This window comes from Pediococcus sp., from assembly GCF_003533255.1.
GTDB classification, from domain to species: Bacteria; Bacillota; Bacilli; order Lactobacillales; family Lactobacillaceae; genus Pediococcus; species Pediococcus parvulus.
Genome location: NZ_DOEM01000004.1, coordinates 1 through 23649, shown reverse-complemented (window position 1 = coordinate 23649; position 23649 = coordinate 1). Strand labels below are relative to the sequence as shown.

Genomic DNA, 23649 nt, shown 5'->3' with positions numbered 1-23649 from the left:
TAATGGCAGCGTATATGGTTTATGTGCGGGACCGTATTATTGATCCTGAAGAACTTAAGAAGTACGAAGAAGAATCCAGCAAAGTAAAGGTTACAGGTGCGAAAACCCCATTAGCTTTCTATGGAAAAGTAGAGACGCTTGAAGGCCCCAAAGTTGATGGCGTAACCATTGTGCCGTTTGAATCTATGAAAGCTGCCGAAGCTGCCTATAATAATCCAGATTATCAAAAGGCCATGAAACATCGGTTAAAAGGTGCAGATTATCGAGTCTTCATTACGGAAGGTGTAAAATAAGTAATAAATAAACTTATTCGGAGTGATGATATGAAAGATTTATGTAAAGCATATGTTGGAAACAATATTAAAATGGTTCATAACAAAATTGATACGTTGTTTACTAAAGAGACTAACAAATTGTTTTCCGGTTTAACAAATACGCAATACCTTGTATTAATTTACTTGGGTGAAGAAAATGATAAATGCGCTTTACAAAAAGAAATTGAAACTAAATTTGAGTTGAGTCATCCGACCACGGTAGGAATTATCAAGAGATTATCTGTGCAAGATTTAGTTGTAACTCGTCCTTATGAGAAAAACAAGCGTCAAAAAGAAGTCATGATTACTTCAAAAGGTATGAGTCTGCTGACTTCAATAAAAAATGGGCCGCGTAGTATTTTGAATAAGGTTGATAATGATGCATTAGCTGGCTTTTCGGAAGAAGAGAAAAACCAACTAAATAATTATCTATATCGAATTAATGACAATTTGAATGAATTTTAACAAAAACGAACATGTCGTAGCGGTGGTATGTGGACCTAACAGCTATGACGTGTTCGTTTTTTAATCATCGATAGTATATTTTTTATCTAAAACCCTATGCGGATAGTTGAAATTATTTCTATGTGTCATGCAATCACAGAAAAATGACATAGTGCAACAACGACAGATTTAACAAGATAATTATGAATGTTTTTTGAAAAGGCCATTTAGCCCATAAAAGGCCAGCTATTTGTGAATCGCTATGCCTAATGACAAACAGCTATGACTCATTTAGCTGTCAAATCAAAGTTTGCGTCAATCAGATTGCAAATTTGTTTGGAATCAACTGTCGCAATATCAATAGATATCCAATTACTATTATTCATGTGATAAGCAGGGAAAAATCCTTCTGAAGATTGTAAAATGTCGACCGTTTCAGGATCCAACTTCACGTCCATAATGTCGATAACTTCTTTTCCTTCAAGGCCAAGATTCTCCTTTTTGACATCCATGACAATGGCGTACCATTTTCGATTTTGAGAGTGTCTCAAAACTGCGTAGTGTGCATATTTTTTCCATAAATATTCGGGTTGACTGGTATATTTTTCCTCAACATACTTAAAGATTTCTTCGCGTTTTATAAAAATTCTCCTATTGCACATGGTCTCGCGTTACACGATGCGGATATTGAAAAAATGGCAGCAAAATATAAAGTTAGTGTGCCGCAATTAGCAATTCGGTACGACTGGCAATTAGGAACGGTCGTGTTACCCAAAACTGTGAATCCAGAACATATGAAGACCAATGCTGAACTTGATTTTGAAATTTCGGATGACGACATGGCAACTCTAAAACAGGTAAAACCTTTGAATTATGGCAGTGCCAGCGTTTATCCAGTCTTTGGTGGAAAACTTAAAAGTTATGATGGCCAGACAGGATCTGAAAATAAATAATTTCAATTTAGCTGGATGGTGGTTCGTTACAAATTACAAATATTAAATAAGAGGTCCATTTATTGCCAATTGCGACAGTAAATGGACCTCTTGTTAGTTTAAACTATTTATTTTGTTTCATATATATAATCACGTGTCATTGGCAAGCCTTCGCCACTTGGTGCTTTGGTTAACAGATATTGCATGACATCAATGTTACCAGCTTCAAATGAAGCCGCAGCTGCCTGTAGGTAAAGATCCCACATCCGGCAGAAACGTTCGTCAAACATGTCACGTACCTGATCACGCACGTTATTAAAGTTGCGATCCCAGATTTCAAGCGTTTTTTGGTAGTGACGACGGAGCGGTTCCAAATCTTGAATTTGAAGATCAGCTTCAATCATGTAGTCGAGGTTTTTCGATACACTTGGAATGTAGCCACCCGGGAAGATGTACTTTGTTAGCCAAGGATCAACGCCCGCACCATTATGTTGCCCAGTAATCCCATGAATCAACGCCCGAGCGCCCGGCTTAAGTAACGCGTTCACTTTTTTGAAGTGGCCAGGTAAATTATCTTTACCAACATGTTCAAACATACCCACACTAGTGACGTAATCAAACTGGCCCGTAGTTTCACGGTAATCTTCTAATCTTACATCGACTAAATCTTCCAAGCCGCGTTTTTGAATTTGGTCCTTTGTGTAATTGTATTGTTCTTCACTTAAAGTCACCCCAGTTGCGTGCAGACCGTACTTTTCGGCGGCCACGTACAGTAAGGTTCCCCAACCGGAGCCAATATCAAGCAAAGTTTTTCCACGTTCTGGTTTTAACTTCTTCAAAATATGATTAATTTTGTTTAATTGAGCCTGTTCCAAAGTATCGCTGTCAGTTTTAAAGTAGGCACACGAGTAGGTCAAGGTTGGATCTAACCATAGTTTGTAAAAGTCATTTCCAATGTCATAGTGACTTTGGATATCCTTTTTGTTTTCTGCTTCCGAATGGCCTTGTTTGGGGATGAATTTCAAAAAGCTTTTATCATGCATGAAACTAGTAGCTTGTCGATAAGCTGAAGCAACAACTTGTTGAATTGAGCCCTTGATATCAATGTCACCATCCATGTAAGCTTCACCCAAAGTTAGGGTGGCGTGCTTAGCGATTTCTGACATTGCTAATTTCTTGTTAATATCAATTTCCTCTTGTGGTGTGCCTTCACCATAGGTTTCAGATTTGCCATCCCAATACTTCACAGTAACTGGGAAATCAAAAGCGTTACTCAATAATTTTTTGTAAACTGTTTTCTCTAACACAAATTCTCACTCCATTTCTAAAATGTAAACAATCCTATTTTAGACTTTTTAGGTTTGTCACGTAAGGAATTTGATACGTTAAAGACTAGAAAACGATTTCATTTTTTGATTCATATTTCTTGACTTGAAGTATACTTCAAGTAGTAGACTTTCATTAGAACAACAATGGAGGTTATCAAATGGCAAAAATCATGATTATTGGGGCCTATGGCAAGACAGCTCAATTACTAACAGAAAAGCTTTTACAGGAAACCGACGATGAGTTAATTTTATTTTTACGCAATGCACAACGGTTAAACAAATATACGGATAATTCGCGAATTCAATTAGTGGATGGAGACGTTTTGAATACAGATATGTTGGCACAATCAATGCAAAACGCCACCATCATTTATTCAAACTTAGGTGGCGTTGACCTGGATGATCAAATTCAAAGTGTGATTAAAGCAATGCAACAAACAGATAAAAATCGGTTTGTCTACATAAGTTCTTTAGGTGCACATCACGAAGTTCCCGGAAAATATGGCGAGTGGAACGAACAAGCGATTGCAGCGTACTTACCCGGTTTTCGAAAATCGGCTAAGTTAGTCAGCAATTCCGGCATGAAATATACTGAGATTCGCCCAGCTTGGTTAACAGATAATGACGAAGTGGACTATGAAACGACGCAATTAAATGAACCATTTAAAGGTACGGAAGTTTCAAGAAAAAGTGTGGCTGATTTTGCTTTTAAAGTCATCACTCATCCGGAAACACATGTGAATGAAAGTGTTGGTCTAAACAAGCCGAATACAGATGGTGATAAGCCTAGTTGGATGTGAGGAAATTGGCATGATAGATGTTTTTGCACATGTTTTACCGCCAAAATTTTTAGCTCAGATGTTACAGATTGATTCAAATGTCTTTGAGAAAAATTCTTGGATGAAAAATCCGTTATTGACAGATATTGATAAACGACTAGCAACTATGCAACCGAATCAGCAAGAAATTTTATCAATGGTGAATTTAAATCCTGAAGATTTTGTAGATGGTGATCAGGCTGCGACATTATGCGAGGCAGCAAACGAAGAATTACAGCAAATTGCCAGCAATTCTACCAGTAGTTTTCCAGCGGTAGTTGCGATGCTGCCAATGAATAATATTGCTGAAGCAATGGCAATTATCGATTCACAAGTGATTAATAACCCGCTTGTAGCAGGTGTGCAGTTATTCACACGAGCAATTGGAAAAGAAATTACAGATGAAAGTTTTTCTCCACTTTTTGCCAAAATGGCAGAGAGTGGGAAGCCAATATGGTTGCATCCTGTGTTTGACGAACGTAAATCGGATAATAATCTGACATTTAGTTGGGAATATGAGCAAACACTGGCGATGAATCAAATTGTGACTAAAAATTTTTTCACTAAATATCCAGGACTAAAAATTATTGTTCATCATGCAGGTGCAATGGTACCCTATTTTGCACGGCGGATTTTTTATATTCAGGGTGAAGCTAGATATGAAGCTTTTAAACATTTTTATGTAGATACGGCTGTATTAGGAAATTCAAAGGCAATTGAAATGGCAGTTGATTTCTTTGGCGAAGATCATGTTTTGTTTGGTACCGATACACCACTTGGAATTAAGCCTAATGGTCCCACGAGTGTCATCAAACAATCGCTTGATCAATCCAATTTAACAAGCATACAAAAGGAAAAAATTTTCACTGGTAATTGGCAGCAGTTAATTCAAAGAATAAAATAGGTTTACAACTAAGAATATAAGGAGTGTTCAAGATGGCAGTAACAAAAGATGATATGCAGTATACCAAATTAGGGAAAACAGATATCGATGTTTCTAAGATTTGTATTGGGGCAATGAGCTTTGGAAAGCCAGGGACCATGCATGATTGGTCGCTTGATTACCCAGATAGCGAGAAAATAATCAAGCACGCGCTAGGGCTTGGGATTAACTTTTTTGATACCGCAAATACTTATTCAAAAGGAACTAGTGAAGAGTATTTAGGCCGGGCATTAAAAGAAAATAATGTTGCGCGTGATAAAGTGGTGTTGGCTTCAAAAGTCTATTTCAACCCTGGTCGTCTTTCTAGTGAGGCGATTCATCGCGAAATTGATGGTTCTTTGAAACGTTTGGGTACCGACTACCTAGACTTATACATTATTCATCGGTTCGATTATGATACGCCAATCGAAGAAACGATGTCAGCTTTAAATGATTTGGTTAAAGCTGGAAAAGTACGTGCAATTGGGGCATCTGCTATGTATGGTTACCAATTTCAGAATATGCAACAGGTAGCTAAAGATAATGGTTGGGCTCAATTCCAGACAATGGAGAACCACTACAATCTGTTGTATCGTGAAGACGAACGGGAACTAATTCCAATCTGTAAACAGTGGGGTGTTTCATTGATGCCATATAGTCCGTTGGCCGCGGGACATTTGAGTCATCGTGAATGGCAAGTAAATACGTTGCGCAGTCAAACTGATCGGGTAGCGATGGGCAAATATGATAAAGCAGAGAGTGAAGATGTTGGCATCGTTGCCCGAGTGGACGAGCTGGCCAAAAAATATAACGTTTCAATGAGTCAGATTGCGTTGGCTTGGCAATGGGCGAAAGGCGTTATGGCACCAATTGTGGGTTCCACTAAGGCGAGCCATTTAGATGCCGCCGTTGAAGCTTTGGCAATTAAACTAACTGATGAGGATGTGCACTATCTGGAAGAGTTGTATGTGCCGCACGAAATTGTGGGTGCCATTAATCACAACCCAGCGCAGGGGACTGTGCTGATTGATGAAAAGAAGTAAGAATCTATTTCACGAGACAGTAAACAAATGCTTAAAGTTTTTAATTTATCTGCCAAACAAAATACCAACTAAGAATGGTTCGCAAAAGTACCTATTTCTTAGTTGGTATTTTATTCAACAGGTAAAGTTTAGAGGTATAATTATTGGCGTAATTTTATTGAAAATAATTTTGAAATCAGGTATTCAATATGAATTTTTCAACTGTCAAAGTTAATGATTTAGACGTTTTCTATCGCGAAAGTGGTTCAGACGACAATCCGGTATTTTTATTATTGCACGGCTTCCCAACGGCCAGTCATATGTTTAGAACTTAATGCCAATATTAGAAAATGATTTTCATGTTATTGCACCAGATTTTATTGGTTTTGGGCAATCAGCTGCTCCCGACCATACCAAATTTCAATACACATTTGAAAATTTGACGAATTATGTAGAAGACTTTTTGAAGGCCTTGAGTATTGACAAGTTTTATCTGTATGTTTTTGATTATGGGGCACCAATTGGGTTTGAATTAGCAGTTCGTCATCCAGAAAGCATTTTGGGAATCGTGAGTCAAAACGGTAATATTTATCAAGAAGGCCTTGGGTCTAAATGGAAATCTCGCAAAGTATACTGGAATCATCCGACTGCAGAACTACGGGAAAGCTATAAATCAGCATTTGCCCCAGAAACCATTATTGGTCAATACACTGGCGGTGAAAAAGCAGGCAGTGTTTCACCTGATGGCTATACACTGGATATCCATTATACAGAGTCACCAGATTACGCTGAAAGACAATCTGATTTAATTTTCGATTATCAAAATAATGTAAAAAAGTATCCGCGTTTTCAAAAATATGTGCGTGATTATCAGCCGGAGTCAATTGCTGCCTGGGGTAAAAATGATCCTAGTTTTGTCTATCAGGGTGCAGAAGCTTTCCAAAAAGATGATAAAAATGCGGAAATTCATTTGTTAGATGGTGGTCATTTTGTGCTGGAATCTCACTGGCGAGAAATTGGACAATTTATCCTAAATAAATGGGCATGAATAAACAGATAATCTGACTTGTTCAAAATATCATTCGTTTGTGAATGGTATTTTTTTATCCTTCAATTTAGCGCCCAAATGTTATAATAAAATAAGTTTACGACACAACATAATTTAAATGAGCAGGAGGATAAATGGTGACCAGTAGTAAAAATGGCCATTAGAGGACATATGAAAAAAATAGGGTGGAGTTTATTAGTGGTCGCGTTATTGCTGGGTGGTTGTTCAGCAAATAATACTAGTCAGGCAAGTAAGCCCGATTCTAAGAAGACTGAATCATCAGTAGTGAAAACTAAAAAAGTAAGCAAATCAGCTTCACGGTTAAGTGAGGGCAAAGCTAGTTCAAGTTCACAAAAAGCCACTTCTAGAACTAAAAAGGTCGCTGCAACGGTTTGGAATAAAACTAAGCAACAGGAATTAGCTACATTTATGGCGAAGTGGCAAAAAGAAATGGACCAAACGTATAAAGGTACATATAATGGCGAAAAGACGAATCATCTGGGCTACATTTTTCCAGATGTCATTAAGAACGGTAAGTTAGCAGGTCGAGTAAAGTGGGGAACCCGCAAGATTAATTTAACGTGGTCTACAAATGGTGAAAACGGCGATGAATTTCAAATTGTTGAGGTTGCTACTGGCGGAAAAGGTGGTACATCATTTCCAACGACCTACTTATTCTGTATTCACAATAATCAGCCGGTTGTGTTTATGACGCAAACCACCAATGGCAATTATCTTTACGTTCAGGATACGCAAAACGCGGATCTGCAAGCAGAGTTTGCTAAAATTGTGACTGGAATTAAACCAGCAATTTTGACCGATACCTCATTAAATACGGATGTTAGCAGTTCAGTAAAGGCATCCCCACAGCGGTGGCCCAGTGCGTATCAGGGAACTTGGTATTACTATGAATCTTATGATAAGAAAGTGGATACTTTAAAACCGGAAAAAATTAGCGCGGTCAAACTCACTTATTTAAAAACTCAGAAAATAAATTGGCTTGATATTCGTGGCGCACATCAAACCGCGGGTGATGGTTCGTATGAATATTTAAGATATCATTACTATAACGGCCGCCAGATTCCGGTCATGATGATGGCTAGTGGAGCAGACGCTTGGTTTGACGGAAATGCTTACCAAAGCAAAGAAATTGCAAATCAAATGAAAGACTTTACGTTTGGCGACGAAAGCAAGAGTCAAGAGGATCTGGACTAATTATTTATGATATGTGCTTAAAAAATACGACTCAAAATCATTTAAAGCTTTGAATAAATGATTTTAGGTCGTTTTTTGTACAGCTTATCAATTTACAATTTAGATAAGTATTCAGATTTTGTGTCATAGCCAAATTGTAATTATTCTGTTTCCAAAATAGCAATAAAGGCGGTCTGCATAAAAAATAGTCGAGTTGAATTATTAGACTTTGTGAATCTGTGAACTAAGATAAATATTGTGATGTAATCATAATTTTTGTTAAGGAGAGGATATTTGTATGTCTACTAAGTATAAATTTTTAGAACCTTACACTTTTAAAAATGGTGTCAAAGTCAAGAACCGGGTAGTGATTCCCCCAATGACAGAGGCTTCCGCTTTTGAAGAAGGATCTGTTACCCGTGATGAACTTCGCTACTTTAGTATTCACAGTGGTGGCGTTGGCTTGTTTATTTCGCCAGTTGCGAATGTTTCTGAAGATGGTAAAGGATTTGAAGGTGAGCTTTCCGTTGATGATGACCGCTTTTTACCTGGATTGACAAAGATGGCATTGGCCATGAAACAAAATGGGACCAAAGCCATTTTGCAAATTTTCAACGCTGGGCGGATGTCAAATTCTAAAATTTTACGTGGAACCCAGCCAGTTAGTGCAAGTGCAGTTGCGGCGTTAAGACCCAATGCAGAAACACCAAGAGAGTTGACTAATGATGAGATCGAACAGATTATCACTGATTTTGGCGAAGCAACTCGACGCGCGATTCAAGCTGGATTTGATGGGGTTGAGTTACATGGTGCCAATACTTATCTCTTACAACAATTCTTCTCACCTCACTCTAATCGCCGTACCGATAAATGGGGCGGCAATGTGGATAAACGCATGACTTTTGCTTTAGAAGTCATCAAAAGTGTTCATGCAGCGGTTGAAAAATATGCAGATCGTCCGTTTATTGTAGGTTATCGAATTTCGCCTGAAGAAATTGAAAATCCAGGGATTCGCATGGCCGATACGCTTCATTTCATTGATGTTTTAGCGGATCAACCTATTGATTATCTCCATGTTTCAATGGGCTATGCTTGGCGAACATCATTAAATGATAAGGCCGACAAGGAGCCATTAATTCTTAAAATTAAGAAACAGGTTCGCGATCGGTTGCCATTAATTTCTGTAGGTTCTGTCGAAAAACCAGAAGATGCAGAAAAGGTCATCGATGCTGGAATTGATTTTGTAGCCTTGGGTCGTGAAAGCTTACGTGAGCCAAAGTGGGTACAAAAAGTTGAAACTGATGACGAAGATAGTATTCGTTACACCATTTCAACGCGTGATTTGGATGAGTTAGGTATTACGCCATCTATGTGGAATTTTGTCACGGTCAGATTAAAGTCGGCGATGCACATTTCCAACCAACCAGATTATGATAAGGATCAATTTGATAATAAATTGGCGCCTCATGAAGGAGCTTAGTTTGTTGATGATCACTGGATAATCTAATTTAACAGTCACAGTTCAAGCAATTGACAGAGAACAATCTGCCAATTGCTTTTTTATAATTGGCGCGCATTGATGAGCGAACTTCGTGCTTAATCCCCGAAACAAGCATAATATACAAAGTAAATATGTAAGTGATGAGGTGAAAACATGGCCAAAATTTTGTCGGTAAATTTGGGTAGTTCAACGCTTAAATGGCGGTTGTTTGAGATGCCTGATGAAAAACAAGTTGCTTCAGGACTAGTTGATTTTTTTGGTAATACGAAAGCGGAAATTACGGTGAAGTACGGTGAAAAAAAAGCCGAACGGACTTTTGATAAAAAACTAAGCCTTAAAGATGCTATTACTATTTTAATGGATGAATTAAAGAGACTAAAGTTAGTTAAGGATCTTCATGAAATCGCTGGAGTTGGCCATCGAGTAGTTGCTGGCGGGGAAGTGTTTAAAGAATCCGTGGTCATCACGAAGGATATTTTAAAACAAATCGATGACTTAGATGTTTTTGCGCCATTGCACAATCATGTTGAGGTCGGGGGGATTGAACTCTTTAGACAATTAATGCCGTGGACCACGCAAGTAGCTGTGTTCGACTCGGCGTTTCATCAAACTATGCCGGAAGAAAATTATTTGTATGGCATTCCCTATGATTATCACGAAAAATATGGCGCCCGAAAGTATGGTGCCCATGGGACGAGTGTGCGATATGTCTCTAAACGCACGGCAAAATTTTTGCAGCGACCATTAGAAGATTTGCGGCTCATTGTGATGCATTTGGGTGCCGGTTCCAGTATTACTGCGGTAAGTAAAGGGAAGTCATTGGACACTTCGATGGGATTTACCCCATTAGATGGGTTAATTATGAATAAACGAAGTGGGCAAGTTGATGCGTCGTTAGTGATGTACTTGATCAAAAAATTAAATTTAAAAAATACGGATGACATGCTAAATATTTTAAATAACGAGTCTGGGTTATTAGGTATTTCGGGAGTTTCGGACGATCAAAGAGAATTAAAGAAACTGGCGGCTACTAATTCACGAGCTCAGTTAGCCTTGAACATGTTTGCCAATCGGGTTGTGAAATTTGTGGGTAGCTACATCGCTTTAATGAACGGTGTTGATGCCTTAATCTTTACAGGCGGGGTTGGTGAAAATAGTTTTGAAATGCGCGAACAAATTATGTCCCATTTTGGCTATGTGGGTGCCACAATTGATAAGACAAAAAATGAATCCGGCAATAAAGAAATCGATGTAAGTGCAGCGAATGCAAAAGTCAAAACGCTCGTTGTCCCTACTAACGAAGAATTGATGATTGCACGTGATATGTATGAACGCTTATCATGATAAGCGTTCAAAATTAATAACCCTCAAAACTAACAGCAATGTCGTTTTGAGGGTTATTTTCGATTTATTGGTGCGGCCAATTTTGTTTGATTTGTTTAATGATTGGTGAAACACGCCGTTTTTGGCCCTTTAGATAGTTAAAGTAGACTTTCATTTGGGCATGTTTGTCGCCAAGGGGGATGCGCACCCGATTGTCATCTTCTTTAGCCTGTTTCGTAAAACTTGGATCCGATTTGGAAAGGTTGCTACTAAAATAAGGAAAGTCTGAATACTTCGTAATTTCAGAGAAGGCTTCCCGCTGGTCTTGATAGAAAAACTTAGCTCCTGGGATTTCATTTTGAATGATGTCACGCCAAGGACCAATGTCACTTAACACGATAAAGCTTAAATTTTCTAATTCAGAAAAACTTACGGTTGACTGATTAGCATGATACATAAATTTATCAAGGTTCACAGCAAGCTTTTCGGTCCCTAAATATTGAGAGTCAATGTTTGGAGAGGCAAGCTCCCGATTGGAAATAATTCCAGTATAGGCATTGTTGATAAGTAAAGCGGCTGCTTGGTCGGCAGGAATTAAGTCCGAGCTGATTTGTCTATTTTTAGTTTCCGGACTGAGGAGATTTTTTAGAAAGATTATCGGCCCTGGAATCACAGAACCAATGCGAATTTCCCGTTGGTTTTGGTCAAAATTGCGTACATTATCAATCATCTGTTTATTTGCTTGAATAAGCGTCATCGCTTCTTGGGCGGCTAGCTGACCGGTTTTGGTCAACTTGATGTGATTAGGTTGACGGTCAAATAGTTTTACACCCAAATCTTCTTCTAGTTTTTGCATGCCCCGCGTCACAGTTGGTTGGGTGACATTGAGTTGTTCAGCCGTTTTAGCTAATGTGCCGGTGTTTGCAAACGTTGCTAACTCTTCTAATAGATACGGATCAATCATTTTATCAGCTCCTAGTATACGCTGACTGTATACTAGCATGATTAAGTAGTAATTTTCAAATGATTGAGTTTCTTCTATTATAAGGATGTTGAATAAAGTTATGAACGAAAAGTAGAAAGGATGTTTTAAAATGACAAAAGTGCCAATGGTTAAATTAAATAATGGTGTTGAAATGCCACAGTTAGGCTTCGGTGTTTTCCAAGTACCAGATTTGAGTCAAGCTGAAGAGGCTGTCACAAATGCACTTCAAGCTGGTTACCGATTAATCGATACCGCAACGGCTTATCAAAATGAGGAAGCTGTTGGGCGCGCAATTCAAAAGAGTGGCATAAAACGTGAGGAAATTTTTGTCACTTCCAAACTTTGGGTTTCAGATTTCACATATGACCGTGCAAAAAAAGGAATCGACGCTTCTTTAGAAAAACTTGGTTTGGATTATATGGATTTATATTTGCTCCACCAACCATATGGTGATGTCATGGGTGCATGGCGAGCAATGGAAGAAGCTTATCAGGCAGGTAAAATTCGGGCAATTGGCGTTTCCAATTTTTATGCTGACCAGTTAAAGAATCTTGAATTGACCATGCCGGTTAAACCAGTTGTGAACCAAATTGAGGTTAACCCATGGTATCAACAAACTGATGAGGTTAAGTTCAATCAGGGTGAAGATATTCGTGTTGAAGCTTGGGCCCCATTTGCAGAAGGTAAACATAATATTTTCACAAACGAAAAAATTGCAGAAATTGCGCAGAAATATGGCAAATCAAATGGTCAGGTAATTTTGCGTTGGCTTTTGCAACGTGGAATTACGGTCATTCCAAAGTCTGTTCATCGGAATCGCATGGAAGAAAATCTGAATGTGTTTGATTTTGAATTAAGTGCCACAGAGATGCAAACGATGGCATCCTTGGACAAAAATGAAAGTCAATTCTTTGATCATCGTGATCCAGTGACCATTGAACAGATTTTCGGTTCTAGTCTAAAACAGTTACAATAATCAACTTAGCAGTAAAGGAGCGTTTAAAAATGGCAACAGGTAACACACCAAAAATTAAATTAAATGATGGCAATGAGATTCCCGCAATTGGCTTTGGGACTTTTCAGATTCCCAGTGATGGTTCTACTTACAAAGCGGTAAGTGAAGCGTTGAAAATTGGCTATCGTCATATTGATACCGCTGTGGCGTACTTTAATGAAGCCGAAGTTGGTAAAGCAATCAAAGATAGTGGTATTCCGCGTGACCAAGTTTGGGTAACCAGCAAACTTTGGTTACAGGATTTTGGCTACGAACCTGCAAAAAAAGCGATTGATTTGTCATTACAAAAGTTGGGTCTTAATTATATTGATCTGTATTTAATCCACCAACCATATGGAGATGTTCCTGGTGCCTGGCAAGCCATGGAGGAAGCCAAACGAGATGGTAAACTCAAGTCCATCGGAGTTTCTAATATGACACCAAAGATTTGGAATAAATTTGTGCCTTTGTTTGCAACTTTACCATCGGTTGATCAAGTTGAATTTAATCCTTATTTCCAGCAAAAAGAATTACGTCAAATTTTAGATGCTGCAAACGTTAAGGTTGAAGCATGGGCACCGCTTGGTCAAGGTAACCATGATTTGCTAAATGAGCCGGTAATTACGAAACTAACTGAAAAATATGGTAAAAATGCCGGTCAAATGATTTTGCGTTTTGAAAATCAAGAAGGCATCATTGTCTTTCCAAAGTCGGTGCACACCGCACGAATTGAAAGCAATCTGAATATCTTTGATTTTGAACTTACTGATCAAGAAATTGCCCAGATCAGTGCAATTGATAAAGGAAAAGGAAATCACGATCCTGATGCTCCTGGAGTTCAAGAACAGTTAGCTAGTTATGATGTTCATGCTAATGATTAAGGTAAACTAAATAATTTTTAGACAAAATAATCCCTCAAGATTGGTTAGAACCATCCTTGAGGGACTTTTTTTATGCTTGCAGATCAGTCATCTTGATGATAATTTTTCCTTTAGCTCTTCCAGAGTGGGAGTAGGTAAACGCCGCTGGTAAGTCTGAAAAATCAACAATGCGGTCAATGATGGGATGCAGTTTATCTGCTTCAATCAGTTGGCGAATAACTTCAAGTTCTTGACCACTCGGTTTCATAAACAGGAAATCATATTGAACCTGATGAACTGTTTCAAGTTTAGTTAGCTTATGTGAAGCTGCGCCTATAAGGAGTTGTTTCCAGATTGGTAAACCAAATGCTTTAGCAAACCGGGCGTTGGGCATTCCCGCGATGGACACAATTTTGCCACCTGGTTTGACAATCTTAAACGCCTTTTCTAACGATTCGCCGCCGAGAGTATCAAAAACGTAATCGTAATCAAATAGAACTTCATCGAATTGGGTTTGCTTGTAATCAATGACTTGATCTGCCCCGAGCGAGCGCACTAGATCAATATTTTTGGTACTAGTTGTAGTTGCAACGAAGGCACCGAGTTGTTTTGCCAGTTGAATGGCAATGGTTCCTACGCCACCGGACCCGGCTTGGATCAAAACTTTTTGGTTAGGTTGAATAGCCATCAGGTCATGCAAAGCTTGATAACTAGTTAAACTAACCAATGGAATAGCTGCCGCTTCTTCAAACGATAAATTTTGTGGTTTATGTGCAATGTCACTTTGAGCAACCGCGATGTATTCAGCAAAAGTACCAATGCGATCGTCTTGTGGACGCCCATAAACAGCATCACCAACTTTAAAATCGGTGACCTGCGAACCGATTTGGGTGATGGTTCCGGCAAAGTCACTACCAAGAATTAGCGGCATTTTGTATTTTAAAAGCATTCGTAAATCGCCATCTTTAGTTTTTAAATCGATTGGGTTGATGCTTGCGGCCATGATTTTGACAAGAACATCATTTGGGCCAACCTCAGGCACTGGTACATTTTGGATGGTGGGGGTTGCTTGTTTATAATGGGTAATTAAAGCTGCTTTCATAGTTGAATTCATATTAAGCTCCTTGTTTATTGGTTTAATCTTTTAAACATTCGATAAGAAGAATATTAGTGCATTGGTTTAAACTTGTCAACATACATTCTTGACAAAGTTTTTATTTCAGCGTTTAATGGTTTAGAAATATGAACGAACACTTTAATACAAAAGTGGTAAAAATTTAAGGAGTAACCTAATGGCCGAACAATCAATGAAGATCTTAAAAAAGAGTGCGCCAATTTTTGCAATGCTACAGGATGAAAATCGCCAACAAATTTTGTTGATGCTGTGTGCAGTCGACAAATTGACGGTGAATCAGATAACAGAGCAACTGGAATTATCCAGACCTGCAGTGTCCCATCACCTTAAACTGTTATTGGATGCTGGACTGGTCACCGTGACCCGGGCAGGAACCGAAAGATATTACACCGTTCATTTGAATGGAGCGATTGATCTGCTGAAACAGTTAACTGCATCACTAGAAGCAGATTTGAATCAGCGAGAGATGCGCTATTAGATTGATACGCAATGCCTTTAGTTTGTAAATTGATGAGAAGAGGTCTGTTAAATGATAAATTTACGAGAACTTACTTTACAAGATGAGTTAATTTTTGATAATTGGATTCAAGCTTGGAAAAATGAGCCCACACAAGTGTCGGTATCCAGCCCAATTCAGACAAATTTTGCTGAATTTATTAAACAATTACAGATCAATAGTCGTCTGCCAGAAGCACCTCGAGTTCCGGCTACTAAATATTTTTATATTGAAGCTAATCGTATTAAGGGTGGCATTTCATGTCGGTGGAAATTAAATGATTACTTACTGAAATTTGGTGGCAACATTGGATACGGTGTGGCACCGGAATTTCGGAACCAAGGCATCGCTTCTGAAATGTTGCGGCAAGCGTTAGCCTTATTCAAGGTACGTCACATTGCCAAAGTTTTGATCACTGCAGAAGACTGGAATATTGCAGTCAACAAGTTATAAAAAATGCTGGTGAGATTTACTAAAATACGCTTATGGAAGAATCCACGGGGCTTCACTTACAACGCTACTGGATTACTTTGAAATAATTGAAGCATGTAAAATAAAAGCTCCGCTGAAATTTAGTAGCCTGAAGAGGGCTCTTTTTTTGAAATTAAATTAACCAGTATGAGTAATTAATAAAAATATTTTACGTCTTGCGCGTATTTAATAATGTTGAGCTTTTTTACTGTTATTTTGTACAAAAAATAGTTATAATGTTGTACAAACACTGGGAGATGATAAGGATGGATTTAAAAACAGAATTGACACCAACATACACGCCATCAAATTTCAGGAAACAGCAATCAAAGTTGTTTAAGCAAGTCGCAAAAGAAAATCTAACGATTCGGGTAACGCTTCCTAATAAGGAAGAAGGGCCTAATCAAGATATATTCGTGATTGGTGCACAGGATTATGCGGAGTACTTAAAATTAAAGGGAGATTATATGAAAAAAATCGATCGTGAAATTAGTGAAATGGCTAGTGCAATTCCGCATAAAAAAACCTCTGATCCGAAAGAGGTTGAGGCTTGGCTGAATGGAGACTAATGATATTGCGACAGCCTTTGTACGTTATCTTACTGTTGATGCTGGGAAAACTCGTCCCATTTTGATTGTAAGAGTTAGGAATGACTACGTTTTAGCGTTCAAAATCACTTCAAAGTTCAGTGAAAAATCGAGGTCTATTCGAAAAAAGTATTTTCAGATAAAAGAATGGAAGGAAGCAGGTTTGCGGCTGCCTTCATGGATTGACACAAACTATGCGCCCTTAGAAATTTCAATAAAACCGGTAGGAAACTCAATTGGTCACTTAACAGAGGGTGATCGGATAAGATTTCATACCTTCTTGGCGAATAGATTCTGAAATTAGCTAACAAAATTGTTGAAGGAAATTTGTTAATGCTTAATCATGAGGCGTTTTAGTGCTAAATGTCGTATAATGAGATTATTCTAATAAAATAGGGAGAATAACATGGCAGAAATTACACATTTTTATGAAACATTCCAACCAACACATTATGATGTCTATTTAGATATCAATCGAGAAACAAAACAAATTGCAGGAAAAACCAGTATTACTGGTGAAGCTAAAACTCAAACGGTTTCTATTCATCAAAAAGGTTTAGTTGTCGCTTCCGTTCAGGCAGATGGTAAAGACGTCCCATTCGTAACAGACGACAAAGCTGATGCCATTCGGATCGATTTATCGCAAACTGGTGAAGTGAAGTTAACCATTACTTACAAGGCACCGTTAACCGATTCAATGATGGGAATTTATCCTTCATATTATGAAGTTAATGGCGAGAAAAAGCAGATTATCGGAACGCAATTTGAAACCAACTTTGCCCGTCAGGCCTTTCCTTGTGTGGATGAACCCGAAGCCAAAGCTACATTTGATTTAGCTATTAAATATGATGAACATGAGGGCGAAACGACAATTAGTAACATGCCAGAAACGCGTGTCGAAAATGGGGTTCACTATTTTGACACGACAGTTCGGATGTCGACTTATTTAGTTGCCTTTGCGTTTGGTGAATTACAAAGCAAAGTCACCACTACCAAGAGTGGGGTTAAAGTTGGGGTGTTTGCAACTAAGGCTCACCAAGCTAAAGAATTAGATTTTCCTTTGGACATTGCTAAGCGTTCAATTGAATTTTATGAAGATTTCTACCAAACACCATATCCATTGCCACATTCATGGCAGTTAGCCTTACCTGATTTCTCAGCTGGTGCCATGGAAAACTGGGGGTTAGTGACTTATCGAGAAGCATACTTAGTGCTTGATCCCGACAATACTGCTCTTGACATGAAACAGCTTGTGGCGACTGTTATTGCACATGAGTTGGCTCACCAATGGTTTGGTGATTTGGTTACAATGAAGTGGTGGGATGATCTATGGTTAAATGAAAGTTTTGCCAACATGATGGAATATGTCGCTATTGATGCGATCGAACCTGATTGGCATATTTGGGAAATGTTCCAAACTTCCGAAGCTGCTGCTGCTTTACAGCGGGATGCCATTGATGGTGTTCAGTCTGTTCATGTGAATGTGGAAAATCCTGCAGAAATTGATGCGTTGTTTGATGGCGCAATTGTTTATGCAAAAGGGGCCCGCTTATTAGTTATGGTTCGCGCTTTACTCGGTGACGATGCTTTACGAGCAGGCTTGAAGAAATACTTTGCTGCTCACAAATATGGCAATGCAACTGGAGCTGACTTATGGGCCGCATTAGGTGAAAGCTCTGATCTCGATGTGGGTGCCATCATGAATTCTTGGTTGGAACAACCAGGTTATCCAGTCGTCACAGCTGCAGTTGAAAACGGTCAACTGACTGTTTCTCAAGAACAGTTCTTCAGTGGCGAAGGTAAAGAAGTGGGTCGCAAGTGGCAAATCCCATTAAATGGTAATTACGAAACTGTCCCTCAAATTATGGCTGAAAAGTCAATTACGTTGGGTGACTACGCTAAATTACGTGGAGAAAATGGCAAACCATTCCGCTTGAATGTGGGGAATGATTCCCACTTTATCGTCAAATATGATGAAACCTTATTAAAAGATATTTTGGATAATGTGGATGCACTTGATGACATTTCTAAACTCCAAATTTTACAAGATTTGCGCTTATTAGCAGAAGGTCGTCAGATTTCTTATGCCGAAGTTGTCCCATTGTTACCACAATTTGCAAATAGTAAGTCAAACGTGGTGAACGTGGCCTTGTACCAAGTTGCCGGAAATTTGAGAAAATTCGCAACACCAAAGTCAGATGAAGAAAAGGCTGTTCAGGCATTTTACGATAAATTGAGTGCAGATCAGGTTGCACGTTTAGGCTGGACACCAAAAGCTGGCGAATCAAACGATGATCAATTGAACCGACCCTATGCGTTAGGTGCAACATTGTATGCCAAAAATGCTGATTCAATTGCGGCTGCTCACAAGATTTTTGTGGCTAATAAGGATCAGTTGGCAAGCTTACCAGCCGACACGCGAGTTTTCATTTTGCTGAACGAAGTGAAAAACTTTGGTAGCCAAGAACTGTTTGATCAGCTCTTAAAACAACATCATCAGACGTCTGATAGTAGTTACAAGGAAGCTATCTGTGCAGCATTAACAAGCACACCTGATGCCAAGTTAATTGCGCAATTAATCGCGAAGTTCGAAGATACTGACACGATCAAACCACAAGATTTACGGGCCTGGTTCCGAGGCGTTTTGGCAAATGAAGATGGCCAACAAGCTGCTTGGGATTGGCTTCGTAATGACTGGCAATGGCTCGAAGATACGGTTGGCGGTGATATGGAATTCACAACTTACATTACTGTAATTGCCGGGATTTTTCATACACCAGAGCGTTTGGCAGAGTTCAAAGCGTTCTTTGAACCAAAGCTCAACACACCCGGTTTAACACGTGAAATCACAATGGATACGAAAGTGATTGAAAGCCGTGTTGCCTTGATTGAAGCTGAAAAAGATAGTGTCAATGCGGCTGTGGCAAAGGTTGTTGACTAACCTATTGGGTGATAAAATTTAAAAAGAATAGTTGAAATGCGGCAACTCTAAGCGAGGTGCTGCATTTTTTAGTTGATCTAAAATACAATTCTTAGTATAGAAAATTAGTGACATCCAAAAATCTATCAGATATGTATTGTTGGGATCTGTTAGTATTGACAAGGAAGCAAAATTTTTAAAGTAGTAAAAGTAAGTTTTGAAAAATAGTCATGAAAAAGGAAAGCAGTTAAATAATGAAACAAGCAAACATCAGAAATTTTTCCATCATTGCTCATATTGATCATGGGAAGTCGACATTAGCCGATCGAATTATGGAACAAACCCACACGGTTAGTGAACGGGACAAAAAGGCCCAATTGTTAGATGACATGGCCGTTGAACAGGCCCATGGTATTACCGTCAAGTCCAGAACAGTGCGGAACCATTACGAAGCTGATGATGGACAAACATATGAATATAATTTTATTGATACACCTGGACATGTTGATTTTTCATACGAGGTTTCCAAAAGTTTAGCAGCGAGTGATGGGGCGATCCTATTGGTAGATGCTACTCAAGGCGTTCAGGCGCAAACGGTGGCAAACTTGCGCCTTGCCAAGCAAAATCATTTGGTCATTATTCCAGTGATTAACAAGGTGGATAGTGATGCAGCCGATGTGCCACGGACACAAGCTCAGATTCAAAAGTTAGATCCGGCGTTCGAAAATTTGGATATGCTGAAAATTTCAGCCAAAACTGGGATGGGTGTGCATGAAGTTCTGGAAGCCATTCGGACAACCATTCCAGCGCCAACCGGAGATAAAAAGGCACCGTTAAAGGCGTTAGTTTTTGACTACATGTACGATGCCTTTAAAGGAATTATTGCCTATGTACGCCTTGTAGATGGCACATTAAAGCCAGATGATTCGTTAGTATTGATGGCGGAGCAAACACACATTTCGGCTAATGCATTGGGCTACTTTGCGCCCAATATGACGCCCGTTAATGAGTTAAATGCGGGTGATGTGGGATATGTTGTGACGGGGCTAAAAGATCCGCAATTAGTTCGAGTGGGAGACACCATGACTTCGGCCACCAAGCCAACTTCGCAACCACTGGCTGGCTATGAACCCGCAAAATCAATGGTGTTTGCCGGATTTTATCCAAGGGACAATAATTATAATGAATTGAAATCAGCGATTGAAAAACTCGCTTTAAATGATTCTTCGTTTCACTACAGTCTTGAAAATTCAGAGGCCTTGGGCGCTGGTTTTCGATGTGGCTTTTTAGGGATGCTGCATTTGCAAATTATTCGGGAACGTTTGAAGGATGAATATGGTTTGGAGGTACTCACAACAGCACCCAACGTGACTTATCACGTGTACTTGAAGGGTCAAACTGAACCAATGATTGTGAATAATCCGACTAATTTTCCGGAGTTTTCCAAAATTGAGTATGTGGAAGAGCCATTTATCAAAGCTGAGATTACGACACCCAATAACTTGCTAAGTGAAGTCATGAAACTTGCGGAAAAACATAAAAGCACACTGTTGGATATGGATAATCAAGCCGATTTGATCGTATTGACTTACAAAATGCCAACTTCTGAAGTGGCGTATGAATTTTTCAATCAGTTAAAGTCTGTTTCCCATGGATACGCCACCTTGGACACGACTTATCTTGATTATGAAATCGCTGATTTGGTTAAAGTTGAAGTTGATATTAACTATGCCACCGTTGATGCACTATCATTTGTAGTTCACCGTCAGGACGCGCCAAATTTAACGCAAGAACTGGTAAAAAAATTAAAAGTTGCGGTGCCGCGGCGACTTTATCCCACTCCTGTTCAGGCAGTTGTGGAAGGTAAAGCCGTTGCACGAGTTGATATTCCACCATTGCGTAAAAATGCGGCTGTTTCTGGCGGTAAAAAGAGTATTTCCAAGAAACAAGCGTTGTTACGGCGTCAAGGGATTAACAAACGACAATCAGCTAAAAACAGCATTGAGTTACCACAAGAAGTATTTAATGCCATTTTAGAGTTGGATTTATAAACGAAAGATGCATAAGTGAGTTTAGGCTTGTGCATTTTTTTGACTAACCTTCTGAAAGTTAAAGGTTTTTCATTAGTTTGATAGGCGACCTAAAGTTCGTCATATTTTCAGTCAATTTATTTCGTTGGTTTTACTCAGTTTGCTAAAATTAAGAAAAATGATATAAGGAAGAAAAAAGGTGAGATTATGCGGAAAGTACAATTTTATGGCGCAATTTCTTTGGATGGTTATTTGGCCACCGAGAAACATGATTTACAGTGGTTGTTAGATACCCAAGGCGGCGATAAAGCTAATACAGAGAAATTTTTAAAACAAGTCGACACCACCATTATGGGACGAAAAACATACGACGTGAGTAAAGGTTTAATGAATGGGGCATTGCAATTTCCTGATAAAACAAATTATGTACTCTCGCGAACCAAGCATGGTGAAGTGGCAGATGCAAAGTATGTGCAGGAATCACCAATGCAATTGGTTCAAGAATTATTGGCCCAACCTGGTGGTAATATTTGGATCGTGGGTGGTGGTCAACTTGTAGTGGATTTACTGGAGAATGATTTAATTGATGAGTGGTGGATTCAAATTGCACCGGTTTTATTGGGAAAGGGAATTCGGTTATTTCCAAACGGTGATTATTCGACTCACTTAAAGTTATTGGATGTGAATCGGTACGATCAGTTGGCAGAAGTCCATTTGTGCAAAAAGTAAAAGCTTTGATAAGAATAAGTTTTAATTTATACTCGGACAATCAAACTGGTAAAATAAAGACAAAAAATTATGACGCTTGATTAACGGCAAATAAAGCAGGATGGTATCCAATGAACAACTTAAAGAAAATTTGGTTAACTCATTTACAACCAATAATCCTCCTTTGGCTCGTGATCATATTCTGGATTTATCGTAACAATGGCCTGAGTGGTTTTTCTGATGCGGAGAATTTTGGCCTCATATTTTATTTACCATTTGTAATGGCAGTAATTTTCTTTGGCTGGGGAATTTGGAAACGGAAAATGTTACCAATGTTAACGGCGGTAACATTAGTGGTCACGGCATTAGTTAGCCCTCCATTTCATTTTGGCTATGCATTGATCTTACTGTGGTTGTTAATTCCAATTTGTAGTTATTTATTTGAATGTACTTTAATCAGACGAAGAAGAAAATATTCTATTATTGCGTTGGGGGTAATGCTGTTGTGCATAATAGGAATGTTTCTAACCCCGAAGACGGCAGTACGAATGGGTGTGATTACAAATGGGCATCCGACCCTAGCGCTAACAACCAAAGTGAAGAAAAACAATTATGCGAAGAACCATACACAATATACCAACCGTGGAGATTATGTGATTAGTCACAGTTTTGTAGATAAAAGTACGGGTGCCCAATATGACGAATTCTCTATTCATCGTGAAGGCATTTTCTATATTGCAACACTGAATTATAAGGAAGACTGGGTTTAGTGTTGTCAACTGTAAGATATATTAATGTGCAAGAATGAAGGTGAAGTACAGGATAAAGGTAAAATCTTGGTTAGAAGATGGTAGTTAAATGGCTTGGTTTTTGAGAATATGTTTTAAAATCTTTAGTTTATAAAATGATCCCAAGAAAGATGCTTGGTCGACAGTCAACTACAAAGTAATTGAAAAAGATTTTATATAAAGTTGGCAATTTTATATCAATTATAATATTCGGTTTGGTGGCGAAGAAAATGAAACGAGACGTTATGATCTTTTTTTCGTGTATTTTGTTTTTTTGTCTATTAGGGGTCGCGTATGGATATGTGGCACCAAATGACGGGAATCTATAGCAGTAGTAAAAAGAATTCAGAATTGAAAGAAATATCTGAAAATAAATCGACTTATCATTTTTAATTAAGAAAAAGAATCCGAAATTTGTTATTCAGACCGATTATGAAAGTCCTTACTTAAAAAACGCTGGAAGATATAATGTTACTATTAATGGGGAAAAGTTTTGCTGCCGGAATTGAATAATATAAGGGAGATTGGCGAACGCTTGGGTTACCAACCTATAAAATTAAAGTCATAGGTTCCTTTTAGATGAAAGAAAAATAAATGAAAACAATTGTCATAAGGGTTAAAAGCGGCACTTGATTTGACAATTCGGGAAATCTTTTCAACTATGACAGTAATAAGAAATAGAGAGGTTATCACAAAATTAGATGTAATAGAAGAGAAGGAGCCGTTCATTATTAATATTATGCGTATGGTAACTGATGAAAGCATAAATTACAATTCGGCAAAAAAATTAATTTTTTATATGAGGAGACTGAAGTGAACCCTTAAAATT

Annotated in this window: 23 protein-coding genes and 1 pseudogene; 20 read left to right on the top strand and 4 right to left on the bottom strand. The window is 38.5% G+C overall.

What is annotated here, in order from left to right; translation table 11 throughout:
• Positions 1-2 precede the first annotated feature (2 nt).
• Positions 3-293 (top strand): DUF1330 domain-containing protein, encoded by a 291-nt coding sequence (locus DD627_RS01555; protein ID WP_057784364.1) that lies wholly within the window; start codon positions 3-5, stop codon positions 291-293.
• 30 nt (positions 294-323) lie between these two features.
• Entirely contained in the window at positions 324-779 is a 456-nt protein-coding gene (locus tag DD627_RS01550) for a MarR family winged helix-turn-helix transcriptional regulator (protein WP_057784365.1), read from the top strand.
• A 266-nt stretch (positions 780-1045) separates the two neighbouring features.
• Here the strand turns inward: DD627_RS01550 and DD627_RS01545 are convergent, their stop codons facing one another.
• Positions 1046-1420 (bottom strand): MmcQ/YjbR family DNA-binding protein, encoded by a 375-nt coding sequence (locus tag DD627_RS01545; RefSeq protein ID WP_260275088.1) that lies wholly within the window; start codon positions 1418-1420, stop codon positions 1046-1048.
• Here DD627_RS01545 and DD627_RS01540 point away from each other — a divergent pair.
• Positions 1406-1711 (top strand): annotated as a pseudogene (locus DD627_RS01540) (aldo/keto reductase); the annotation flags it as partial. The gene DD627_RS01545 and the pseudogene DD627_RS01540 sit on opposite strands and share 15 nt — an antisense overlap.
• A gap of 107 nt (positions 1712-1818) precedes the next feature.
• On the opposite strand, the gene DD627_RS01535 reads toward DD627_RS01540, so the two are convergent.
• Positions 1819-2997, bottom strand: coding sequence for an SAM-dependent methyltransferase (locus DD627_RS01535; RefSeq protein WP_260275089.1), 1179 nt, complete (start codon positions 2995-2997; stop codon positions 1819-1821).
• 179 nt (positions 2998-3176) lie between these two features.
• Here DD627_RS01535 and DD627_RS01530 point away from each other — a divergent pair, with 179 nt between their 5' ends.
• From DD627_RS01530 to DD627_RS01495, 8 genes are all read left to right on the top strand, one after another.
• Entirely contained in the window at positions 3177-3818 is a 642-nt protein-coding gene (locus DD627_RS01530) for an NAD(P)H-binding protein (protein ID WP_260267956.1), read from the top strand.
• A 10-nt stretch (positions 3819-3828) separates the two neighbouring features.
• Positions 3829-4740 carry an amidohydrolase family protein gene (locus DD627_RS01525; protein WP_260267955.1) on the top strand — a complete coding sequence of 304 codons (912 nt, stop codon included), beginning with the start codon at positions 3829-3831 and terminating at the stop codon, positions 4738-4740.
• A 53-nt stretch (positions 4741-4793) separates the two neighbouring features.
• A complete protein-coding gene (locus DD627_RS01520; protein WP_260267121.1) occupies positions 4794-5801 on the top strand; it encodes an aldo/keto reductase in 1008 nt (335 codons plus the stop codon).
• A 188-nt stretch (positions 5802-5989) separates the two neighbouring features.
• Positions 5990-6115: an alpha/beta fold hydrolase gene (locus tag DD627_RS01515; protein WP_260267120.1), complete on the top strand. Its 126-nt coding sequence runs from the start codon at positions 5990-5992 to the stop codon at positions 6113-6115.
• On the top strand, positions 6115-6828 hold the full coding sequence (locus tag DD627_RS01510) for an alpha/beta fold hydrolase (RefSeq protein ID WP_260275090.1): 714 nt from the start codon (positions 6115-6117) through the stop codon (positions 6826-6828). The genes DD627_RS01515 and DD627_RS01510 overlap by 1 nt, the downstream gene beginning before the upstream one ends.
• 171 nt (positions 6829-6999) lie before the next feature.
• Positions 7000-8043, top strand: a complete 1044-nt coding sequence (locus DD627_RS01505) for a DUF4767 domain-containing protein (protein WP_260275091.1) — start codon at positions 7000-7002, stop codon at positions 8041-8043.
• Positions 8044-8320: 277 nt separating this feature from the next.
• Complete coding sequence (locus tag DD627_RS01500; RefSeq protein WP_260275092.1) at positions 8321-9502, top strand: NADH-dependent flavin oxidoreductase; 1182 nt, start codon at positions 8321-8323, stop codon at positions 9500-9502.
• Between the two features lie 174 nt (positions 9503-9676).
• Positions 9677-10867, top strand: coding sequence for an acetate/propionate family kinase (locus DD627_RS01495; protein ID WP_260275093.1), 1191 nt, complete (start codon positions 9677-9679; stop codon positions 10865-10867).
• Between the two features lie 64 nt (positions 10868-10931).
• Here the strand turns inward: DD627_RS01495 and DD627_RS01490 are convergent, their stop codons facing one another.
• Entirely contained in the window at positions 10932-11810 is an 879-nt protein-coding gene (locus DD627_RS01490) for a LysR family transcriptional regulator (protein ID WP_260275094.1), read from the bottom strand.
• A 130-nt stretch (positions 11811-11940) separates the two neighbouring features.
• Between DD627_RS01490 and DD627_RS01485 the strand changes: the two genes are divergently transcribed.
• A complete protein-coding gene (locus DD627_RS01485) occupies positions 11941-12807 on the top strand; it encodes an aldo/keto reductase (protein WP_260275095.1) in 867 nt (288 codons plus the stop codon).
• Positions 12808-12836: 29 nt separating this feature from the next.
• Positions 12837-13706, top strand: a complete 870-nt coding sequence (locus DD627_RS01480; protein ID WP_260275096.1) for an aldo/keto reductase — start codon at positions 12837-12839, stop codon at positions 13704-13706.
• A 70-nt stretch (positions 13707-13776) separates the two neighbouring features.
• On the opposite strand, the gene DD627_RS01475 is transcribed toward DD627_RS01480, so the two are convergent.
• Entirely contained in the window at positions 13777-14799 is a 1023-nt protein-coding gene (locus tag DD627_RS01475) for an NADP-dependent oxidoreductase (RefSeq protein WP_260275097.1), read from the bottom strand.
• Positions 14800-14977: 178 nt separating this feature from the next.
• Here DD627_RS01475 and DD627_RS01470 point away from each other — a divergent pair, with 178 nt between their 5' ends.
• The 7 genes from DD627_RS01470 (at position 14978) to DD627_RS01440 (ending at position 22802) form a co-directional block, all read left to right on the top strand.
• Positions 14978-15298 (top strand): ArsR/SmtB family transcription factor, encoded by a 321-nt coding sequence (locus DD627_RS01470; protein WP_260275098.1) that lies wholly within the window; start codon positions 14978-14980, stop codon positions 15296-15298.
• A gap of 51 nt (positions 15299-15349) precedes the next feature.
• On the top strand, positions 15350-15769 hold the full coding sequence (locus tag DD627_RS01465; protein ID WP_260275099.1) for a GNAT family N-acetyltransferase: 420 nt from the start codon (positions 15350-15352) through the stop codon (positions 15767-15769).
• Positions 15770-16053: 284 nt separating this feature from the next.
• A complete protein-coding gene (locus tag DD627_RS01460; protein WP_260275100.1) occupies positions 16054-16356 on the top strand; it encodes a hypothetical protein in 303 nt (100 codons plus the stop codon).
• 424 nt (positions 16357-16780) lie between these two features.
• Positions 16781-19315 (top strand): M1 family metallopeptidase, encoded by a 2535-nt coding sequence (locus tag DD627_RS01455; protein WP_260275101.1) that lies wholly within the window; start codon positions 16781-16783, stop codon positions 19313-19315.
• Positions 19316-19548: 233 nt separating this feature from the next.
• The gene (gene lepA / locus DD627_RS01450) at positions 19549-21345 is read left to right on the top strand and encodes a translation elongation factor 4 (protein WP_260275102.1); all 1797 of its coding nucleotides are present in this window, start codon (positions 19549-19551) and stop codon (positions 21343-21345) included.
• Positions 21346-21531: 186 nt separating this feature from the next.
• Positions 21532-22053, top strand: a complete 522-nt coding sequence (locus tag DD627_RS01445; protein WP_068804653.1) for a dihydrofolate reductase family protein — start codon at positions 21532-21534, stop codon at positions 22051-22053.
• Between the two features lie 110 nt (positions 22054-22163).
• Positions 22164-22802, top strand: coding sequence for a YjcN family protein (locus DD627_RS01440; protein WP_260275103.1), 639 nt, complete (start codon positions 22164-22166; stop codon positions 22800-22802).
• Positions 22803-23649: the final 847 nt, after the last annotated feature.